Origin of the sequence: Scandinavium tedordense, assembly GCF_024764965.1 — a bacterium.
GTDB lineage: Bacteria > Pseudomonadota > Gammaproteobacteria > Enterobacterales > Enterobacteriaceae > Scandinavium > Scandinavium tedordense.
Genome location: NZ_JALIGG010000043.1, coordinates 1 through 21,796 on the forward strand (window position 1 = coordinate 1; position 21,796 = coordinate 21,796).

The 21,796-nt window shown below is 57.3% G+C and carries 11 protein-coding genes, 1 other RNA gene and 1 pseudogene; 5 read left to right on the forward strand and 8 right to left on the reverse strand.

Features of this window, described 5'->3' with window-relative positions; translation table 11 throughout:
- Positions 1-113: pseudogene (locus MUU46_RS23075) on the reverse strand (hypothetical protein); the annotation flags it as partial.
- Between the two features lie 159 nt (positions 114-272).
- Here MUU46_RS23075 and MUU46_RS00700 point away from each other — a divergent pair.
- The 3 genes from MUU46_RS00700 to MUU46_RS00710 are packed head-to-tail and all read left to right on the forward strand — an operon-like array spanning position 273 to position 2,178.
- Complete coding sequence (locus MUU46_RS00700; protein WP_159758104.1) at positions 273-1,010, forward strand: GntR family transcriptional regulator; 738 nt, start codon at positions 273-275, stop codon at positions 1,008-1,010.
- A 5-nt stretch (positions 1,011-1,015) separates the two neighbouring features.
- A complete protein-coding gene (locus tag MUU46_RS00705) occupies positions 1,016-1,867 on the forward strand; it encodes a sulfite exporter TauE/SafE family protein (protein ID WP_159758102.1) in 852 nt (283 codons plus the stop codon).
- Positions 1,864-2,178: a DUF1634 domain-containing protein gene (locus MUU46_RS00710; RefSeq protein WP_258964490.1), complete on the forward strand. Its 315-nt coding sequence runs from the start codon at positions 1,864-1,866 to the stop codon at positions 2,176-2,178. Before MUU46_RS00705 ends, MUU46_RS00710 begins: the two co-directional genes overlap by 4 nt.
- 262 nt (positions 2,179-2,440) lie before the next feature.
- Here MUU46_RS00710 and ssrA read toward each other — a convergent pair.
- The 6 genes from ssrA to smpB all read right to left on the reverse strand — a co-directional run bounded on the left by ssrA (position 2,441) and on the right by smpB (position 20,520).
- Positions 2,441-2,803: a transfer-messenger RNA gene (ssrA, locus tag MUU46_RS00720) on the reverse strand.
- 70 nt (positions 2,804-2,873) lie between these two features.
- Positions 2,874-4,037, reverse strand: a complete 1,164-nt coding sequence (locus tag MUU46_RS00725) for a beta-barrel domain-containing protein (protein WP_159758597.1) — start codon at positions 4,035-4,037, stop codon at positions 2,874-2,876.
- A 7-nt stretch (positions 4,038-4,044) separates the two neighbouring features.
- Positions 4,045-6,237 (reverse strand): type I secretion system permease/ATPase, encoded by a 2,193-nt coding sequence (locus tag MUU46_RS00730; protein ID WP_258964491.1) that lies wholly within the window; start codon positions 6,235-6,237, stop codon positions 4,045-4,047.
- A complete protein-coding gene (locus MUU46_RS00735; RefSeq protein WP_258964492.1) occupies positions 6,234-7,643 on the reverse strand; it encodes a TolC family outer membrane protein in 1,410 nt (469 codons plus the stop codon). The genes MUU46_RS00730 and MUU46_RS00735 overlap by 4 nt, the downstream gene beginning before the upstream one ends.
- A 75-nt stretch (positions 7,644-7,718) precedes the next feature.
- Positions 7,719-19,271, reverse strand: coding sequence for a BapA/Bap/LapF family large adhesin (locus tag MUU46_RS00740; protein ID WP_258964493.1), 11,553 nt, complete (start codon positions 19,269-19,271; stop codon positions 7,719-7,721).
- Between the two features lie 766 nt (positions 19,272-20,037).
- Positions 20,038-20,520: an SsrA-binding protein SmpB gene (gene smpB / locus MUU46_RS00745; RefSeq protein WP_258964494.1), complete on the reverse strand. Its 483-nt coding sequence runs from the start codon at positions 20,518-20,520 to the stop codon at positions 20,038-20,040.
- A gap of 146 nt (positions 20,521-20,666) precedes the next feature.
- Here smpB and MUU46_RS00750 point away from each other — a divergent pair, with 146 nt between their 5' ends.
- Both MUU46_RS00750 and MUU46_RS00755 read left to right on the forward strand, forming a co-directional pair.
- Positions 20,667-21,104, forward strand: coding sequence for a type II toxin-antitoxin system RatA family toxin (locus MUU46_RS00750; protein ID WP_159757939.1), 438 nt, complete (start codon positions 20,667-20,669; stop codon positions 21,102-21,104).
- A complete protein-coding gene (locus tag MUU46_RS00755) occupies positions 21,094-21,381 on the forward strand; it encodes an RnfH family protein (RefSeq protein ID WP_159757936.1) in 288 nt (95 codons plus the stop codon). Before MUU46_RS00750 ends, MUU46_RS00755 begins: the two co-directional genes overlap by 11 nt.
- 41 nt (positions 21,382-21,422) lie before the next feature.
- On the opposite strand, the gene bamE is transcribed toward MUU46_RS00755, so the two are convergent.
- Positions 21,423-21,767, reverse strand: a complete 345-nt coding sequence (bamE, locus tag MUU46_RS00760; protein ID WP_125352754.1) for an outer membrane protein assembly factor BamE — start codon at positions 21,765-21,767, stop codon at positions 21,423-21,425.
- Between the last annotated feature and the right edge of the window lie 29 nt (positions 21,768-21,796).

Here is a 21,796-nt window from a genome sequence, read left to right on the forward strand (position 1 = left end):
TTTGTTGTAATTGCGCCAGTTAGTGACTTTAAACTTCTGTTTTGCCATGGGACGACCCGTGTTGCCGGATGATGCGTGATCTGATCCTTTAACTCAGCAAAAGTTCGATTTATTCAACAAAGCCGCTTTTTAGTGAATGGGCCGGTTAAGCGGGATACTTACACAGGCACCTTAACCTGAAGGAGGGTTTTGACATAGTGACATCATGATGTCATGATCTCTTTATTCATTGAACCTGCAACCGGGTTCAGTATTGAACGTGAGTATTGAAGATGAATGAACACAGCCCACTGTACGCGATAGTTGAAATCGCACTGGCAGCCGACATTGCGGAAGCAAAGCTTCCTCCGGGTAGCCAACTCCCCTCCGAGGGGCGTTTAATCGAGCGCTTTAACGTCAGTCGCACAACGTTACGTAAAGCGATCGAAAATTTGGTCGCCCGTGGGCTGGTTGAAATTCGGCGCGGCAAAGGCACTTTCGTTACCCAGCCTAAGATAGTTCAGGAACTGACTTCGCTAACCGGCTTTGTTGAGGATATGCAGAAGTCTGGCCGTGTTCCGACCGCCCGATTGCTGGATAAGACGGTGGTGACGGCAGATGCTCGCGTTGCCGGTAAGCTCGCTTTACCGGTTGGCAGTGATGTGATGCGAATTCAGCGCATCAGGCTGGCAGACGGCATTGCGATCTCATTTGATGAAACTTACCTGCCGCTTGATATTGGCGACAAAGTCGTCACTCATGATTTGGATGCTGAACCGATATTCTCACTGCTTGAAGACAAATACGATCTTCCGCTGACCGGAGCGGAGTACCGGCTTGAAGCGGTCATTGCCCGGCCTGATGTGGCCGCCGCCCTTATGGTCGATCCTGGCAGCGCTATCTTCTTAATCGAGCGTACGTCATACACCCGCGATAGCCAGCCCATCGATTACGAAAATCTTTTCTACCGTGGTGACATGATTAGCTTCGTGACTCACCTGGCGCGTTCTCCGCGTCCTCATTCGTCATAGTTTCAATGGAAACCTTGTGGCTTTTTGTCGCCGCCTTTGGCGCCAGTGCACTCGGTGGTACGCTTGGGATGGCGAGCGGTATTTTTATTGTGCCGATCCTGACCCAGCTTTTCGGCATGAACCTTCATGCTGCAATTGGCGCGAGTATTGTGTCAGTGATTGCCTGCTCGTGTGGCAGTGCTATGCGCTTCCTGAAAGTACAGCTGACCAATATTCGCCTGGCGGTGGTGCTGGAAATTGCAACCACGCTGGGAGCACTCGTCGGCGTGATGCTGATTGGTGTCGTATCCACCACGCTGTTGTACGTTCTTTTTGCCGTTATTTTGGCTGTGTCAGCGCTACAGATGCTGGGTCGACGGCGTGAGTTTGTCGATGTGAGCACGCCAGTGATGAAGAGCTGGGCGTCGGTTTTGCGTCTGCATGCCAGCGTCCCGGATGCAGTAACAGGACTGCCGGTGCCTTATCGGGTTGGTCGTATACCGCTGGGTATGTGCCTGATGTTCGGTGCGGGTTTGATCTCGGCCTTACTGGGTATCGGTTCCGGAGTGTTGAAAATTCCGGCAATGGATACTGCCTTGCGATTGCCGATTAAAGTGTCTTCGGCGACATCAAACTTTATGATTGGCGTCACGGCGGCAGCCAGTGCTGGCGCGTACTTCGTGCGTGGCGATATCGATATTACTCTCGCGGGGCCGATAGCGCTGGGATCGGTGGTAGGTGCGCGGGTAGGGGCACATTTACTGACAGGTCTGCCCGCAGATAAGCTGCGCGTCTTTTTCGCCATCGTCCTTGCGCTGTTGGCCATTCAGATGCTCATGAGTACGGTTGACGTTCATTTATTCAGCGGGACAATATGAAACCGACAATCGAAAACAGGAAGCCGCAAGAACCCCTGCTTGCGGTACTGCTGGAATATGGGACATGGCTAGCGTGTACATTAATTGCAGCGGGAATGATCATTACTGCGCTTGAACCTTCCGTTGCGTTGTTCCCTCTGCTTAGTGGGTACCGTCTGGTAAAAGCTGGCGTGGCTGTCTTCATTCTGCTGCCGGTGACCCGGGTGGCGATGATGGCGATATTCTTTTTGCGCGACAGAGATTACCTGTACGTCGCCATTACGGTGTGCGTGTTAACGATCATTGCCGCCGGGATGATTATCGAGCATTGACGATCATGGCCCGCGAATTCTTGCAGCATTGGTGGGATAACCCTGACTGGTTTAACAACGCTGAAGAAATTTAAAACTATGCAGGTATTGCACCGGTGACAGAACGAAGTGGCCAGAAATCCTGGTGTAAGCACACCAATGTTCGCGGGAACGACCCGGATGTTTTCGGAGAATTTTCCAGGCACAAAAAAGCCCGCATAACTTTCGCTATGCGGGCTTTCGACTTCATCAAGTGGCTCTGGTAACCATTGATGGAGAATTTTGGTGGAGCTGGGGGGATTTGAACCCCCGTCCGAAATTACTACATCCTCGGTACTACATGCTTAGTCAGTCTTTACATTCGCCGGGCAGCTGCGGACAGACACGCTACTACCAGACTAGCCTGATTAGTTTTAGCGATTTCACCCCAGGCAGGATGTCCACGCGATCTCTTTTGGTTTTGACCTCTCTTGATCCCCGTCTTAAGAGCGGAAGCTAGGGAGAGAGGGCTCTTAGCAGGTTATTAAGCTGCTAAAGCGTAGTTTTCGTCGTTTGCGACTATTTTTTTGCGGCTTTTTACGAGGCAAACCGCCCCTCGGCATGCACCTTGGGTTTCGCAAATCCCGTCGAATCCAGAATCAGCCCCAATGTGTTCCAGTCAGTATAACAGACCTGCCAGACTAAATACCACCGCTATAACCCGCGTAAACGCTCACTTATCGCTCACGTAGCGCCTCTTTCGCGCGGTTGAACGGTTTGATCAGATAATCCATGACGGTTTTCTCGCCGGTTTTGATGTCGACGCTGGCGACCATGCCCGGTGATATCGAAAATTTGCGGCCACGCTTGTTCACCAAATAGTCCTGGTGGGTGCGGATAAATACCCGGTAATACACGATTTCTGGCTTTACTTTATCCTGAATGGTGTCCGGCGAGATGGTCTCCACTACGCCTTCGATACCGCCGTAAATGGCGTAATCGTAGGCGGTGATTTTGACCAGCGCCCGTTGTCCGGGGTGGATAAACGCGATGTCGCGCGGCGAAAGTCGGGCCTCGATCAGCAGGTGATCGTCTATGGGGACTATTTCCATCATTTCACCGTTAGGCGGGATAACGCCGCCGATCGTCGTCACCTGGATATTTTTCACGATCCCGCGCATCGGCGATCGCACCGTCATGCGGGTCACGGAATCTTCGCGCCCTTTAATGATCGACGAGAGCATGTCCACTTCGGCATTGGCTTTGGACAACGCCTCTCGCGCCTGTACGTAATATTGCGAGCGCAGGTCGGTGATTTTCAGGCCGAGATCGCTTTTCTCCCGTTGCAACCGCAGCACTTCCACATGGCTCGCGGCACCGCTCCGTTCAAGGCGTTGGGTGATCGCGAGTTCTTTGTTGACGGAATTTAACGCATCCTGCAAATCCGCCTGAGAATCGGTGAGCTGCGCACGGCGGGATTTATACAGCCGTGTTTCGGAGGCGATAAGGTCCGGCCAGGCTTTCAACGAATCGGGAAACTTGAGTGGCAGGTCATTCACTTCGGCATTCAGCCGCACGCTGGAGGCCAGCGATGCGCGGTAGCGGGCGGCACTTTCGCCGACGTTAGATTCCGAGCGCGTCGGGTCCAGCCGCGCCACCACCTGGCCCGCCTGCACTTTATCGCCTTCGTGAACCATCAGTTCGGTGAGGATCCCGCCGTCGAGCGACTGTAAGACCTGTTCGCGCGAGCTGGGGATCACCTTTCCGGTGCCGGTCGAGACTTCATCCAGTTGGCCAAACCACGCCCATACGCCGAGGATCAGAAATAGCACGGCGGAGAGCAGGATGATTTTGCTGGCACCGGAAAATGCGTTCTCCCGGCGGATATCCAGGTCGTCCATGGCGATGTCACGCTGATTGGTTTTCATTGTTCCACCCCCGTCCGCTGGCCGCCGCCGGAACCGGCGAACGGCTATTGTTCATCGCCTGCGCTTTTGGCGCGTCCATCACCAACTGGCCTTCTTTCAGTACCACCACGCGTTCCACCAGTTCCAGCATCGGCACACGGTGAGTGGCGACGATCAGTGTCCGGTTGCCGAGCCAGTTACCGAGGCGCTGGATAAATTCGCGTTCGGTGTGTTCATCGAGCGACGCGCTCGGCTCGTCGAGCAGGACGATATTTGGCGAGCGCAGCAACATGCGCGCCAGCAAAATCGCCTGGCGCTGACCGCCGGAAAGGCCGTTGCCACCTTCCATAATCGGATGGTCCAGCCCCTTCGGCAGGCGTTTGACGAAGCTGTCGGCACCGCAAATTTCCAGTACTTCAAACACCGCTTCATCGCTGGCGTGTGGTGCGCCAAGGGTCAGGTTTTCGCGCAGCGTGCCGAAAAACAGCCGCGCGTTTTGGCTAAGAAAACCGATGTTGCGCCGCAGGTCGGCCATGTCGATTTGCGAGATACTGAGATTGTCGAGTCGCAGATCGCCGTTGACGATATCGACGCCGCCCGCCAGCGCTTGCAACAGCGTGGATTTCCCCGCGCCGTTGCGCCCAAGCAGGGCCACCCGCTCGCCCGGTAAGATTTCCAGGCGTGAAATCCGCAGCGGTACGCGCTGATCTTCATGGTGATAGCGGAAATGCGCATTCTCAAACACGTAGTGTCCGTGGAAAATTTCCTGATGCACCAGCGTTTCGTCGCGCTGAGTTTCAGTTGGTAGCTGCATGATGCTGTCGAGGCCGGTTTTCGCGGCTTTTACCTGCTGCCAGCGGGCCAGCACGCCACACAGCCCGGCCATGGGCGCAATCATGCGCGAGGCCAGCATGGATGCGGCAACCACCGAACCGGTGGTCAGCGTGCCTTCAATCACCAGCGGCGCGCCGAACAGGATCACTGCCGCGTAGACCAGACTTTGCACCGACATTCCCCAGCCAATCAGGCCCTGCGTCACTTTGCGGGTACGCAGCCCGGATTCACCGGTGATACGAATGTAGCTGTTCCACTGCTGCAAAAAACGGTTCTCCGCCTGCATCAGTTTGATGTCTTCCAGCCCCTGCACGCTTTCCACCAGTACTGCGTTGCGCAGGGTCGATTCGTGCGCCGCCTGGTTGGCGAGGATGGCGAGTTTTTTCTGTAGTAGCAGGCCGGGCAGCACCATCAATACCGCGGCAATCGGCGCAATCCATGATAGCTGTGGGGCGATTATCCCGAGCACAATGACGAACAGGAAAAAGAAGGGCAGATCGACCAGCGTCGAGAGCGTGGACGAGGTGATCATTTCGCGGATTTGCTCCAGCTCGCGCAGCTGAGAAATGAAACTGCCCGTGGAGCGGGGCACCGCGCTGTTGCGCAGTCGCAGGGCGTGGCTGAACACCCGGTCGGAGATACGCATGTCGGCGCGTTTGCCGAGCACGTCCATGATATGCGTGCGCGCTTCACGCAGCAGGAAGCCAAAGATCACGGAAATCAGTACCCCGGTCGCCAGCACGTACAGCGTCGGGTAAGACTGCGCCGGGATCACCCGGTCATACACCTGCATTGAAAAGACGATCCCGGCGAGTGACAGTACGTTAACCAGAAACGCGGCGACCATCACCGGGATGTAGGGGCGAAGATCCTGCAACACTAACCCTTTCATCCAGTCGGGGCTGAAGCGGGAAACGTAGGCGTCGACGCGGCTGTCCTTGAGCGCCGACAGCGGGCGCAGGGCGGCGACGTATTTTACCGACGATAACAATTCACTGGCGACCACGCGGTTGCTTTCCCCGTCGTCGTCAATCATGAATACGTCGACCGCATCCTCGCCGTTGAAGTGCTCTATTACCGCCAGCTGACCGTCTTCAAGCTCTGCCACCACCGGTAGTCGCCATTGGCTGAATGCGTGTTCGTTGAGGGTGAGCTGATGGAACGACAGCCCGGCCTGACGCGAGAGCTGCGTCAGGGCTGGGGTGTGCGTTTTTCCTTTAAACCACGGGGCGTTGGCCTGAATCGCACCAGGCGAACAAACCACCCGATAGTGGGCTGCAACGTGACCGATGGCCAGCGCCCAGTTGCTGAGGGCGCGGTCACTTATGAGTTCTTCAACAGGAGGAGCGGCACGGGTCATGGCTGGATCTCCACGGACTGGATGCTGCGATTATTTAAGCCAAAAGCCTGGCGTATCGTGCCGGTATTGTAGAGGCAGTCAAGCTGAAGCTGATGGAGCTGGCTTTGCGTTTGCAGCTCTGCAAAGCGTGCCTGATAGACTTCCTGTTCGGCGTTGAGCACATCCAATAATGGGCGAGAACCGAGGTCGAGATATTGCTGTTGATAGAGTTCGCGGGTGCGTTCGCTGAGCTGCTGTTGGCGGCCCAGGATTTGCAGTGCGCTGGCAAGGTTGAGCGACTGGCTGCGTGCTTGCAGCAGTTTCTGGCGCACGTCGAGCCGCGTGCGCTGAATGGTCGATTGCGCAGACTGGACCGCATGGCTGGCAGCATCGCTCCGCGCCGTGAGGCCTCCGCCTTGATAAATCGGCATTTCGACTTTTACCCACGTCGAATATTGCGTTTTATCGAGCACTTCACTGCTGGGGTATTTGTCATTGAGATAATGCTGAACCGACGGCTCCAGCGAGATGGTCGGCGTCATTTGCGCGTTAGCGTAATCCAGGTTGGCCTGCGCGGCGCTGGCCTGCGCCCAGGCCGCCAGCACTGACGGCACCAGACGGTCTTCCGGTTTGGCCATCATGCAGCTTTGTTCAAGCTTGGCCGGAAATTCCGTGCTGATCCCATTAAGCGTATTCCAGCCGAGCATGGTCATTAACGTGGCCTGCGCGCTGTCGAGGTTGGCCTGATACTGCACCATTTGCGAACGCGCCGATTCGATACGGGCGTTGGTTTGCACGACGTCCGAAAGGGATGTGGCCCCTTCATCGTTACGCTGCTGAGTTAAATTCCCAATGCCGTTGAGCGCATCCAACTGCTCTTTGGCAGCGTCGACCATTTGTCGCCAGGACTGCACCTGTACCATCGCTAACGCGGTATCGTGCGCCACGGTATCAATGCTCACCAGTACGTTAGCCTGTTCCTGCGCGGCTCCCGCCGTTTCTGCCCGAACCTGGCTCGACACTTTGCCAAAGTCGTACAGCATCTGCGACAGGGAAAGCACCAGCGACGGGCTGTAGCCGTTGTTGGTGTAGGTGTTGCTGTAACCGTTGTTCATGCCCGCGGTCACCTGCGGGTAATATTTCGATTTAGCGACGTTAATCTGGTCGTTTTGCGACAGCAGTTTCCCGATAGCCTCCCGGATGGCCGGGTGCCAGTTAACGGCGCGACTTACGGCGTGATTGAGCGTCAGCGTGCCGGGCGCGGCGGAACTCAAGGGAAGTTCAGCGGCAGAGCCATCGAGCGAAGGTAATCCCTGCTCGTTGGCCAGTCCTTCAGAACTGATGGATTGTGGCTCATCCTCGGCATACACCTGAATGGAACAGAGGTGGAATGCCAGCAATAATGCGACAGGCGCTCTTCTTCCCATATTGTATCCCTTTCAAAAACACAGCATTTTTTTGTTTTTTGCCCCGGAAGCCGTGACCGCCGGGGCTGTTGTCGTCTAGCCGGTAACAATGTGGTTCTGCTGCATCAGCTCCGCGAGTGTGGTGTGAACGCCGTCCAGGGTAATTAAAGGGGGGGAGTTATAGGTGGAACCTGTGCCGTCGCGGTCGACTGAAATCAACGTGTTAGCACCGCTGGTGCTGACCTGCACGTAATTACCGAGCGTTGACGCCTGGTGATCCCAGCCGGTCAGCAATTCGCGCAGATCGATTTTGTCGCCCTGAGCGAGGTTAAAGTTGGTCCATTCATCGTTGCCGTTGCCCCCGGTCGCGCTGGCGCCGTTCAGCAGGTGGTAAATCAACGTATCGCCGTAGGCGGAGCCGGTGACGACGTCATGCTGATCGGTGCTGGCCATCTGCGGATTCATGTTGATGGTCAGGGTCGCGGTATCGGTATGGCCATTTTTATCATTCAGGGTGTAGCTGAAGGTCTCCTTGCTGTTCATCGACGACAGCGCCACGCCGTTGTTGAGGGTGTAGGTGTACGAGCCGTCGAGATTAAATTGCAGTGTGCCGTATTTACCCAGCACCGTGGCAGTGCTTGCACTGGCTGCCGGATCCAGCGTGGCGGTGCTGCTGCCTGCGCCGGTAATACTCAGGGTGGTATGCACACTCGCCAGCTGGTCGGCGGCCCCGGCGGCCTCGCTGCCGTCAAAGATATTGCCATGCACCGAACTGCTGCCGCTGGTTTCAAAGATATCCAGATGCGAGGTGGTGCCGGTCACGGTCGGGGTGATGGTGACATTTCCGACCGCCAGCCCCCCGAGATTACCGGTGAAGGAAATGGTGTAGTGCCCCGCATCCAGCTCCAGCCCGCTCAGCGGCACGGTCACGCTCGCCGCTAGCAGGCCGAGCGAGTTAATCGGGGTGGTGCCAGATGCCAGCACGGTGCCATTCTCAGCGATTGACCAGGTGACATTCAGCGCCCCGAGTGAGACCAGCGACGTGACGTTGAAGGTCAGCGAAGAGTTCAGCAGCGCGTTATGGCCGGTGATATCAAAGCTGCCATTGCCGGAGCCTTTACTACCCAGCGTAAAGATGGTTGCTGAGCCGAGTGCTCCGCTGTTGTAGGCAATCATATCCTGCACGGCCGTCACCGCCATCACGGCGCTGGCGTCGTTCACCGCATCCAGCGCATGTGGCGTTGGTGTGATATTCAGCGACGCGCGGTCAGTATCGCCATTCGCCGCTTTCACGGTGTAGACGAAGCTATCCGGCGTTTTGATGCTGTCGGCCCCGACGCCGCTTTTCAGGGCGTAGGTGTAATTCCCTTTGGCATCAATGGTCAGCGTGCCGTACAGCCCGTTGATGGTGGTGGTACTGGTGGACGATACTGCCACGCCATTGACTTCGGTCAGCAGCGCCCCGGCTGGCAGTACATCGTTGTTCAGCACGTTACCGGTGGTGCTGGCGGCGAGGCTGTCTACGGCGTAGGAATGATCCTGCAATATGTTGAGGGTGTAACCGGTCAGCGCCGTTACGCCGCTTGCGGTATTCAACAGGAACAAGTATTCGCCGCCCGGCAGCGTCAGGGTCAGCTGGCTCGACTGGCCGCCCAGCAGCGGAGCGTTCAGCCAGCCTTTTTGCACCTGATACTGTTCGTACTGCTGCGTCAGATCGTTAAAGCGGTAGATGTAGAGGTCAAAGGTCGATGCCAGCGCCACGCCGCCGACCGACGATTGCAGCGTCATGGTGCGGGTGCTGCCGTCTTCCACATCAAACTTGATCGGATTGCTCATGTTGGCGAGCACGTCGAGGTTCAGCACGTTGCCCAGACCGACTCCAACCACCGTAAAGCCCGACTGCGACGACGCGCCGTTGTTGACCGCTTCCACGTTGGTGTTGAACACCAGCGAGGCAGTGTCATCGGCGGTTACCACGGAACTGGCCGCCGGAACCGGGCCGAGGGTGACCACCAACTGCGCCGAATCGCTGACGCCGTTGTGAGTGATGGTGTAGGTGAAACTCTCCTTGTGTCCCAGCACCGCCGCTGAGGTGTTAGTCAGGGTGTAGGTGTAGCTGCCGTCCTGATTGATATGCAGCGTGCCGTACAGCCCGGTGATATTCGCCCCGCCTGCACCGACCGTGGTCACTACGCCGTTGGCGTCGGTGATCTGCGTGACCGTGGTGCCGGTTGGAGCGTTATCCAGTCCACCGGTGGTATCACGGTCGGTGATCACGTTGCCCGACTCGGTGGTTGGGCCGCTGACCGATCCGGCGCTGGTTTTATGCACGTCCACATCAAGGCTGGTGTAAGACCCGGTCGCCAGCAGGCTGGAATTGTAGGTCAGGACGCGATATTGCCCGCCGGTGAGGCCGGTCAGACTCAGCGTGACGCCGCTGCCGGTCAGGGTCAGTAGGTTGGCGAAATCAGGATTGCTGGTGTTGATGAAGGTGGTCCACGAGCCGCTGGCAGTATCGAATCTCTGCACCACGATTTCCTGGGTGGAGAGCAGCGACAGCACGATCCCGGTGGCGGCGGCATCGATGATGACATCCCCGGAACCGCCGTCGGCGATGTTGAAGGTCACCTGCGCGGTGTCATTCCCCAGTACCGACGCCACGTTCCCTAGCGCCCCCACCAGCAACAGGCCGTAGTCGGTCAGGTGCTCGGTGGTCGTAGTGGCCGTGGAGGTCAGCGCCAGGTTAGTGATGTTATCCCCCGCCGACAGCGGCAGGGTTGGTGCGTTGACTGAGTTCTGACCGGAGGTGTTCCCGGCGACATCGGTGGCGGTGGCGGTTAGATGCTGGCCTTCAATCTGGCGAACCGGCAGGTTGAGTGTCCAGTTGCCATCGCTGCCAGCGGTGGCGGTCAACGTGCCTGCGTTATTCGGCAGGGTGATGGTTATGGTGCTGTTGGCTTCCGCCGTCCCGCTAAGGGTGCTGCCGTCGGCGCTGATGTTGATGCCCGGCGCCGATGGGGCAGTGGTATCAATGTTAATGCTGGTGGTTGACGAGGGGCCCCCCGTCCCGTTGGCGTTGGTGGCCGTGGCCGTAAAGGCGTGGCTGCCCTCCGTCATGTTGGCGGTTGGGGTGAAGCTCCATGCGCCGCTGGCATTGGCGCTAGTGGTGCCGAGCAGGGTCCCGTTGTTGTAGATATTGACCGTCGCATTGGCCTGCGCGGTCCCGTTCAAGGTTGGCCTTGCGTCGTTGGTCAACTGACCGTTAGCAATGGTCCCGGTGTAGCTGGCGACGTCGTCCACCACGCTGGTGATGGTAGGCGCATCCGGCACGCGGGTGTCCGGCGCGGTGAATGACGTGGAGATCCCTGTGTTCCCCGCTTTATCCTGGGCGAAAGCCAGCAGTGTTTGGCCGCTGGTTTGGGCTGGCGAAAGGGTGACGGTAAACGCGCCGATACCGTCAGCGGTTGCCGTTCCTAACACCGTGCCGGTGCTGCTGGTGATAGTTACGGTGCTGTTGGCTTCGGCGGTGCCGGTGATCCGCGTCCCGGTGCTGTTCGCCGCCAGATTAGACGGTGCGCCTGGGGCGATAGTATCGACCACGATAGCTGCCGCCGTAGAGGTTACGCTAAGGTTGCCCGCCGCATCGGTGGAGGTCACGGTGTAGCTGTGATTCCCCTGCGTGAGGGCTGCTGGCGGTGTCCAGGCCCAGGTGCCTGCTGGCGTTGCGGTGATGGTAGTGACCAGCGTGCCGTTATCGTAAATACGCACCGTGCTGTTAGCTTCCGCTGTACCGTTCAGCGTTGGCTGCGCGTCGTTGGTGGGCTGGCCGTTGCCCACTGTGCCAACAATATTCGGCACATCATCCACGATGGTGGTGATAACCGGCGTCACAGGCGCGGTGGCATCGACCACTATCACAAAGCCGCTGGTGGCGGGGCTGATGTTGCCGCCTGCATCAGTGGCGGTGACGGTCAGCGTATGCGAGCCATCAGACAGCGCGGTACCCGGCGTGAAGCTCCATGCGCCTCCCGTTGCAACAGTGGTGCCGAGCAGGGTTGCACCGTCATAAACACTGACCGTGCTGCCCGCTTCGGCAGTGCCAGCCAGCGTCGGTTTGTTGTCATTGGTGAGCTGGCCGTTGGTCAGTGCACCCACCGCACCGCCGGTGACGTCGTCAGTCACCGACTGCAAGACTGGCGCGATCGGGGCTGATGTATCAATGGTGATGCCGAAGCCTGAGGAAGATGGACTGACGTTGCCCGCCGCGTCCGTGGATTTGGCGGTCAGAGTGTGCGGCCCATCACCCAGCGCTGAGGTGGTGACAATCCAGTTGCCGAGCGCATCCGCCGTGGTGGTTCCGATAAGCGTAGTGCCATCATAGATGTTGACCGTGGCACCGATTTCCGCCGTGCCACTCACGGTTGGCGTGTTGTCGTTGGTGGTCTGACCGACCACAATCGCGCCAATTCCCGGCGTAACGTCATCGGCCAGAGAGGTGATAACCGGCGCCAGCGGTGCCAGTGAATCGACCACAAAAGTCACGCTGTTGGAGGTCTGGCTGATGTTGCCCGCCGCATCAGTGGCGGTGACCGTTAAGGTGTGGCTACCCTGTGCCAGCGCGCTGCCCGGGGTCCAGGTCCACGCGCCGTTACCGTCGGCGGTGACGGTGGTCACCAGGTTACCACCATCAAAAATTTTGACGCTGGCATTGGCTTCGCTGGTCCCGGAAATTGCAGGTTGTGTATCGTCGGTTACGGCTCCGGCGCCCAGATTTCCGGTGACCGGGCCCTGATCGTCAAACACCGTCGTAATGGCCGGTGTGCCAGGGGCAACGGTATCGATGGTAAAACTGCGAACGTCAGACGCAAGCCCGGTATTGCCCGCGGCATCGGTAGCGGTGGCGGTGATATTCCAGGTTCCGCTGGTCAGCGCGGTGGTTGGGGTAAAGGTCCAGTTCCCCCCTGCATTAACGGTCGTGGTGCCGAGCACCGCTGCACCGTTGTACAGCGTAATGGTCGAGCCTGCTTCCCCGGTCCCACTGATGGCCGGATGGGTTTCGTTGGTGCTGCCGCCGTTCGGGACGACGCCAATCACTGGGGCAGTGTTATCCGCCACCGAAGTGATAACCGGGGCGACAGGCGCGCTGGCATCAACGTTAACGGTGAAGCCCCCGGTACTGGCGCTGATGTTGCCCGCCGGATCGGTCTGGTTGACGGTCAGTATGTGTGGACCATTGGTCAGCGCTGTGGTCGGGGTGACGCTCCAGGCCCCGGAGTCATCCACCGTGGTGCTGCCGACCAGCACGCCGTCGGAGAAGACTTTAATCGTCGCGCCGACTTCACCACGACCATTGAGGGTTGGCGTGGTGTCGTTAGTGAGTTGTCCGTTTACCAGCGGCCCGGTGACGCCCGGCTGATCGTCGGTGACGGTCAGTAATGTCGGTATGGCCGGTGGAGCGGTGTCGATAACAATTGGATACGCGGCAGAAGGTACGCTGGTGTTGCCCGCCGGATCGGTGGCGGTGACGGTCAGGCTGTGATTGCCCTCGGTCAGCGCGGTCGGCGATGGCAGGTTCCAGTTACCTGTTCCGTCAACTACGGCGGTGCCCAGCAGATTACCGTTGTCATACACGGTAATGGTGCTGCCGATTTCCCCGGTGCCTCCGAGCAACGGTTGGGTATCGTTAGTCGCGCCTCCCTGAGGTATCGCCACCGGCAGCGTGCCGTTGTCGTTCGTCACCGAGCCGATCGCCGGGATATTCGGGGCAATCGCATCAATATTGAGCGTGAAACTCCCGGACGCTGGCCCGGTATTGCCGGCGGCATCCGTTGCGGTGACCGTGAAATCATGTGATTCGCTGGTGAGATCGGCCAGCGGGGTAAAGCTCCAGGTCCCGGTGTCGTTGACGGTGGCGGTACCCATTTTCAATCCATTGTCATACACGGTGATGGTGGCGTTTGGTTCGCCGATACCGTTCAATGTTGGGCGCACATCGTTGGTCAACTGACCGCTATCGATGGTGCCCACGTTGGCAGGGACGTCGTCCGTTGCGTTGCTGATGGTTGGTGCCAACGGCGCGGTTAAATCGACGGTGATGGTGGTTGGCGCGGAAAGCCCGCCAGTACCCACGCCGTTGGTGGCGGAGACGGTGAAGCTGTGCGGCCCTTCCAGCAAGTCGGAAGAGATGGCGAAGCTCCAGTTGCCGCTGTCGTCTGCGACCACATTGCCTGCTTCAATTGGATTGCCGTCGATGTAAATATGCACGGTAGCGTTGGCATCGGCGGTGCCGCTCAGGGTTGGCGTGGTGTCGTCAGTGCTGCCGCCAGGGGCGACCGGGCCGACGACTGGGTTAACGTTATCAAGGATCTGGGTGATCACAGGCACGTCAGGCAGGCCGGAGTTGGAGGCGGTGAAATCGACGCCCTCGCTCTGATTACCCGCCAGATCCTGATCGATAGCGGTCAGCGTTTGTCCGCCGGTTTGCGCCGGGGAGAGGGTGACGCTGAAGTTACCGAGCGCATCTGCGACCGCCTGGCCAACGGGATTCCCGCCCGCATCTTTGATGATGACCGTCGAGTTTCCCTCTGCCGTACCGGTCACTGTGGTGCCGTCCGGGGCGACGGTCAGGATGATTGGGTCAGCTGGTGGATTGATATCCACAGTAATGACAATCGGTGTTGTTTGAGCCGTTTCCTCGCCACCGTCCCGGGTGGTGAAGGTGAAGCTGTGCGGTGTATCGGTCAGCGGAATGACTGAAAGCGGTGGTGTGGTAAATGTCCATTGGCCGTCGGTAACCACCGCCGTACCGAGCTCCAGGTCGTTATCGTAGATGACGACCGTCGTACCCTCCTGGCCGGTCCCGGACATCACCAGCGTCTGGTCGTCAGTGAACATTCCGTTGGTCAAATCGCCCTGAATAACGCCCTTGTCATCGGCAATGTGCTCAACGACAGGTGGCTGCAGTACAGTTGTGTCGATGATCACGGTGAAAGCGTTTGAGGTAGCGCTGATGTTACCGGCTTTATCGGTGGCAACCGCGGTGAAGGTGTAGGTGCCGTCCGGCAGGCTGGTGGTCAGCGGCAGCGTCCAGTGACCTGACTCATCAGCGGTAACCATACCCAGCACGGTGCTGCCATAAGAAACGGTGATGGTACTGTTGGCGTCTGCGGTGCCAGTCAGTTGCGGCGTGCTGTCGTCGGTGGTATCGCCGTTATTCACTTGGGTAGGAAAACCTACGTCATCCTGGGCATAGCTGATAACCGGCGTGTCCGGAGTTGACGTATCAATGGTGAAGCTGACCGACGGAGAATGCGCACTGGTATTACCCGCAATATCGGTGGCGGTGGTGCTAATGGAGTAACTTGGGAGCGGTAGAGGGGAACCAGGTGTCCAGCTCCAGTTGCCGCTTTCATCGACAACTGCGGTGCCGAGCGGGGTAGGGTCGTTACCGTTGTAAATCGAAATGGTACTGCCCACTTCCCCGGTGCCGCTAAAGGTTGGGGTGGTGTCGTTGGTTGACCCATTGTTGGCGACGTTACCCACCACCGGCAGAACGTTGTCCGTGACCAGCGGGGCTGCCGGGGTGTCAGGTGCGGTGATATCAATTTGCACCGAGAAGCCATTGGAAATAGGGCTGATGTTCCCCGCCTCGTCGGTGGCGGTAGCGGTGATGACGTGCAGTCCTTCGGACAGGTCGCTGTCCGGTATATAGCTCCAGGCGCCGCTGGCGTCAGCCTGCACCGTAGCCAGTTCGACCCCGTTGTTATACAGCGTGATGAAGGCGTTGGGTTCGCTGTTCCCGCTCAGTAACGGTTCGGTCTCATTGGTTATGCTGCCGTTTGCCAGCACCACAGCGCCGTCGTCGACGGTGGCTGAAATAATCAGCGGTGCATCCGGGGCGGTGGCATCGACCTTGATGGTAAAGCTGGCCGGGTTGCTCTCATTTCCCGCGTCATCGGTGGCGGTGGCGGTCAGAAGATGAGTGGTATCGCCCAGTGCCAGCGTCGGCGTGAAGCTCCAGTTACCGTCCCCATCGACGGTGGTCTGACCGATCTCTTTGCCGTTGTCGTAAATGGTGATGATGGAACCCACGTCGCCAGTACCGGTGATATGCGGTTTGGTCTCGCTGGTGAGCGCACCCGGATCAATTCCCGCACCACCTGAGGTGGTCAGGCCGGTAAAGTCAGGCTCAGCGGGTGCCAGGGTATCCAGTTTGAAGGTCCAGGCTGTTGAATCGTTGGAAGTATTGCCGTAGTCGTCGCTGGCGTTGACAGTCAGTGAATGATCGGTGCCCGTCAGCGGTGTCGTATCCGGGACGGTGTAGCTCCAGGTTCCGGATGGGGTCACGGTGACACTGGCGAGCAAAAGACCATTATCAAACAGATGGACAATCGATCCTGGTTGGCCGGTGCCGCTGATGGTTGGGGTGCTGTCGTTGGTCAGGCCGGTATTTGCAATAGGGCCGAGAATACCGGGTGCATCGTCATTCACCAGCGTGATGGCCGGAACCTGTGGTGCCACGGTATCGACCAGAATGTTAAATGGCGCTGAGCTGCTGGCGTTACCGGCTGCGTCGGTGGATTTAACGATAAATTGATGGCTGCCTTCAGACAGTGGGCTGTCAGGGGTAAAGCTCCAGTTGCCGCTGCCGTCGATGATGGCGGTGCCAAGCAGATTGCCGTTCTCATAGACGGTGACCGTCGAGCCTGTTTCGGCTTTACCTGAGAGCGTCGGCTGCGAATCGTTGGTGGTGTCTCCGCTATTCAGTGCGCCGACTATCCCTGGGATATCATCCGTCACCTGCAAGATAACCGGCTGGTCTGGCGCGGTGATATCGGGTGCGTGAGCAAATCCAGGTAGGCTGGTGTTGTTCGCCATATCGGTGGCGGTCACCGTCAGCGTTTCGCCGTTATCCTGCGCCGGTGAAAGCGGCAGGGTGAAGTGGCCCGTCGGGTCTGCTTTCACGCTGCCCACCACGTTACCCTCCGGATCTTTCACAATCACCGTGCTGCCCGCCTCGGCATTCCCTGTTAACTGGGTCCCGGTCTCGTTCACCACCAGGCCATTTGGCGCATCCGGTGCGGTGGTATCCGGGGCCACTACGCTCGCAGGCTGGCTTGGGTTTTGTGCGGCGTCGGTGGCTATGGCCAGTAAGCCCTGACCATTGAGCTGCGGTGTGTCCAGCGTTGCCACAAAGTTTCCGGCGTCGTTGGTGATTCCGGTGCCGATAATGTTGCCGTTCCCGTCGGTTATGGTGATGGTGCTGTTCGGCTCTGCCTGACCGGTTACGTGCAGGCCGTCCGGCGTTACCAGCAGACCGGTCGGTGGGTTCGGTGCGGTGGTATCCGGTGCCTTGAATATTTCAGACGTGCCGATGTTAGCGGCTTTGTCGGTCACGCTGACCGTCAGCGATTCGCCATTGGTTTTTGGCGTACTCAGCGTGATGGAGAATTTACCGTCCTGACCGGCGGTGACGGTCCCGAGCTGGTTGCCCAGGCTGTCTTTCACTACCACCGTGCTGCCCGCTTCGGTGATCCCGGTCAGTGTCTGACCCTGATCGACCACTTCCAGATCGCTCAGCGTTGGCGGCACGGTATCGACATCAATCGTGAACGAGGTCGACGGGCCACTGGTTCCCAGGCCGTTATTGGCGGTGGCGGTAAAGACGTGATCGCCATCTGCCAGCGGCAGCAGGGGGGTAAAGGTCCAGTTGCCGCTGCCGTCGGCGGTCACTGGTGGGAGTAACATAATGCCGTTATCGCTGATGTTGATGATAGTGTTTGGTTCTGCCGTCCCTTTGAGGGTCGGTGTATTGTCGTTGGTGTCTCCGCCGCTGGCGACGTTCCCGGTGGACGGCGCGAAATCATCGGTGACGCTGACGATAATAGGCTGCACCGGGAAGCCGGAGTCTGAGGCGGTGAAATCAGTTGGTTGGCCGACATTACCGGCGGCATCCTGAATGCGAGCTTCCAGCGACTGGCCCTGCGTTTGTGCCGGATTGAGCGTGACGATGAACTCGCCGTTGCTGCCCACAATCGTGGTGCCCAGCAGGACGTTGTTACCATCATAAATCGATACTGTGCTGCCCGCTTCGGCAGTGCCGGTGACGGTCGCGCCGTTTTCTGCTACGTCGGTAATGTTGACCGGATCCGGCGGTGAAGTATCCACGGTAAACGTTGGCGAGAGCGTATTAGCGCTGATGTTCCCAGCCAGGTCGGTTTGGGTAATGATTAGCGTGTGCGGCCCGTCAGACAGTGGCTGCGAAGGGGTAAAGCTCCAGTTGCCGCTGGAATCCACGGTGGTGGTGCCCAGTTTGGTTTGACCATCGTAGACCGTGATGGTGTCGCCCACTTCGCCCTTGCCGTTGAGCGTGGGTCTGGCGTCATCGGTCACGGACCCACTTTGCAGCGGGCCGACAATCGTCTGGACATCATCGGTGACGGCAGAAAGCTGTGGCGCATCCGGCGCCTGGGTATCGATGGTCAGCGTAAAGTGCGAGGACTCCAGGCTGTGACCCTTCAGATTAAAGGCAATCGCGGTGAAGGAATGTTGGCCGTCGACCAAAGCGGTCGTGATGGGATAACTCCATGTGCCGTCACTGCCCACCACAGCGGTGCCAATCTCATGGCGGTCCTGGAAAATATGCACCGTGCTGCCTGCAGTACCTGTACCTTTCAACAACGGTGTGTTGTCGTTGGTTACCTGATTATTGCTGATGCTGGTTGGCGTTGAACTGTGATCGTCAACGGCGCTGAGGATAACCGGCGTTTCAGGCAGATCGATGTTAGGGGCCGTGACACTTGCGCCCGGACCGGCGTTGCCTGCCTTATCGGTGGCGTTAACGGTCAGCTGTTCACCGCTGATCTGCGGATTATCAAGCGTAATGCTGAAATGCCCGTCGCTGCCAGCGGTGCCGTTGCCGATGACCTTTCCATCCGCATCTTTAACTTCAACGGAGCTGCCCGGCTCGGCGTTACCGGTTAGTGTTGTACCGTCTGGTGACACACCCAGATTGGTAGGCGCTGCAGGCGGTGTGGTGTCTGGATCCCCGTTCCCATTCCCATTCCCATTGCCATTGTTCCCGTTTCCATCTCCATCTCCACCTCCGTTTCCATTTCCGTTATTGCCATTCCCGTTGCTATTGTTGCCATTGCCGCCGTTTCCACTGCCAGAATTGTCGTCGGAATCGCTACCACCACCACCGCCACCACCGCCACCACCACCACCACCACCACCACCACCCCCTGCTGCAATACCAATCCCCGCAGCAACAGCGACGCCGCCCAGAACCCAGGGCCAAATGGCACCACCGTCGGAATCGCCCTCGGCCACCATAAAGGCGTCAACGTTATCGATTTGCTGGAAATTCAAACTGTCACCGGTGTCCTGAACCCACCAGAGCGCACCGTGGCTGTCTTCCAGAACAAGGTGGTTTGCGGCTTGCGCGTTCTCAACGTAAAAATTGCGGACGGTGAAGGTCTCGCCCGTGTTGAGCTTGATGACCATATCCTGGCCAGAGCGAGTGATAGAGGCGATATCCGAGCGCTCGAGCTGAAGCTTCACAATGGATGGCGCCGTGAGGGTTACTTCAGAGGCTTGAACAGTGCTGGATACGCCAGTTAATTCGGAAATAATAGAAACAGGACGCATGGTTATCACTCCATTCAACGATAGTGGTGGTACCGTTTTTACAAACAAGGTTTCGACGCCGCACGATAAAACGTATTCCCGCAGTTAATGCCTTAAATGAATTAGCCCTTATCCTAAATTTTGAGCGAGCAAGTCCGTTGCTATTAAAAGCAGTGAATGATTAAATTGTGCGGCAGGTCCGACGTGAATTGTCCTGAGAAGAAAACCCCTGTTTTTTATCGGCTTAATATTGCTGTGTGTACTGATCATGATATAGACAGGAACGAAAGAATGCGCAAATTAAGCAACGGTTAACTTTGCTTTAGCAAAAATGAACTTTTAGTACCTTAGTCGTCAAGTTGCCAGGGATGTCTGAGGTGGGCGAATGCGTGCGATACGGAGTGGTTTCGGTTTAATCTGTTGAAATATTGAGAATAGTGCTGCAGAAAAGAAAATCGTTTCTGAGAGGCGAAGAGGGGTACTCGTTACCGGTTCTTATGTGTTGAACGGATAGTTTGCGAGAGAAATGCTCATTTTTTGTTTTAAATATTCCCTTCATATGCGATCCCGGTCCCTTTACGTCAGGCCGTGAATAATAGTGCTAATTAAGCTGCCTAAGGACTACATGATATATCATGAAGGTTCTAATGACCTGGTGAATTATCTCCGGTGAGTAATTGTATTTTGGCTTTAATTAATTGTTAGCGGGAAAGGAATGGTGGTGCCAGACGTAAAAAAGTCCCGTTAGCGTTATCCACGCTTTCAGGACAGTTTCAGATGAAAGGTGTTAGCGGCCGGCGTGTTTCATAATGCGCGCTTTATCACGCGCCCATTCCTGATCTTTCAGGTCGGAGCGTTTGTCGTGCTGTTTCTTGCCTTTCGCTACGCCGATTTTGACTTTACACCAGGCATTCTTCCAGTAAAGGGAGAGCGCAAGCACGGTGTAACCGTCGCGGTTAATCTGGCCGATGAGGGAATCCAGCTCGCGCTGGTTCAGCAGCAGTTTACGGGTACGGGTAGGATCGCAGACGTAGTGGCTTGACGCGACAGCCAGCGACTGGAAGTTAGCCCCAAACAGATAGGCTTCACCGTCACGCAGGATAACGTAACTGTCGCTAATGTTGGCTTTACCTGCACGCAGAGATTTGACTTCCCAGCCCTGTAGGGCCAGTCCCGCTTCATACTCATCTTCGATAAAATATTCGTGGCGGGCGCGTTTATTCAGCGCGATAGTGGCTGATCCAGGTTTGTTAGATTTTTTCTTAGTCATAGTGTCCTGAAGTCATCTTTTCTGTACATTGCCTCAATCCTCCCGCGAGGCGCAATGGCGTATCTTAGCACGAGTTACGGCACAGCGTTTTTTTTAACAGGGGATAAATGATATTATTTGCGCGATGACAGTGAGTGGAAATAGCCATGCCCCAGATTAGTCGTACTGCGCTCGTGCCTTACAGCGCGGAACAGATGTACCAACTCGTGAATGATGTAGATGCGTATCCTGATTTTATCCCCGGTTGCACCGGGAGTCGTGTGCTGGAGGCCGGGCCGTCGCAAATGACGGCGGCGGTTGACGTATCGAAAGCGGGTATCAGTAAAACCTTCACCACCCGAAATACGCTGACCGATAACCAAAGCATTTTGATGCATCTGGTGGATGGCCCGTTCAAGAAATTGATCGGCGGTTGGAAATTCACACCGCTCAGCCAGGAGGCGTGCAAAATCGAGTTTCACCTGGATTTTGAGTTCACCAATAAGCTGATTGAAATGGCGTTTGGCCGCATCTTTAAAGAGCTGGCCTCCAATATGGTGCAGGCTTTCACGCTACGCGCCAAAGAGGTTTACAGTGTCGGCTAATATTACGGTAGAAGTGGTTTACGCTCTGCCGGAAAAACAGTACCTGCATAAGGTCTCGCTGGAAGAGGGCGCGACCGTTGAACAGGCAATTGTTGCCAGCGGCTTAATGCGTTTGCGCCCGGAAATCGACCTCACCAGCAACAAGGTGGGGATCTGGAGCCGGGCCGTTAAATTGCAGGACGCGGTACATGATGGCGACCGGGTAGAAATTTATCGCCCGCTGATTGCCGACCCGAAAGCTCTGCGACGTCAGCGAGCGGAGAAGGCCGGAAAATAAAAAAGCGCTCAATGAGCGCTTTTTTTACCTCTGCGACAGGCTTAGTTGCCTGAAGTCAGAGCCGGTTTGTTGTCGATGTTGGTCAGTACACCGCTGGTGTTGAAGGTCAGGGTCAGCGTTTGCTGAGTCACTTTCTCGTGGCCAGGTTCCTGACGGAACACGTAGAACCAGGTATTTGTTCCGAACGGATCGGACATCATCGGAGTACCCAGAGCGTAGGCAACCTGCTGTTGTGTCATGCCGACACGAATTTTTGCGACGTCGTTAGGTGCCAGATAGTTGCCCTGGTTGATGTCAGGACGGTAAACCACTCGCTCCAGAGTGGAACAGCCTGCGGTCAACATCAGAGCAACCGCTGCGGCAGCAGTCAGCATTTTACAGCGCATAGTGATTTGATTCCTTTTCGGGCCCGAGC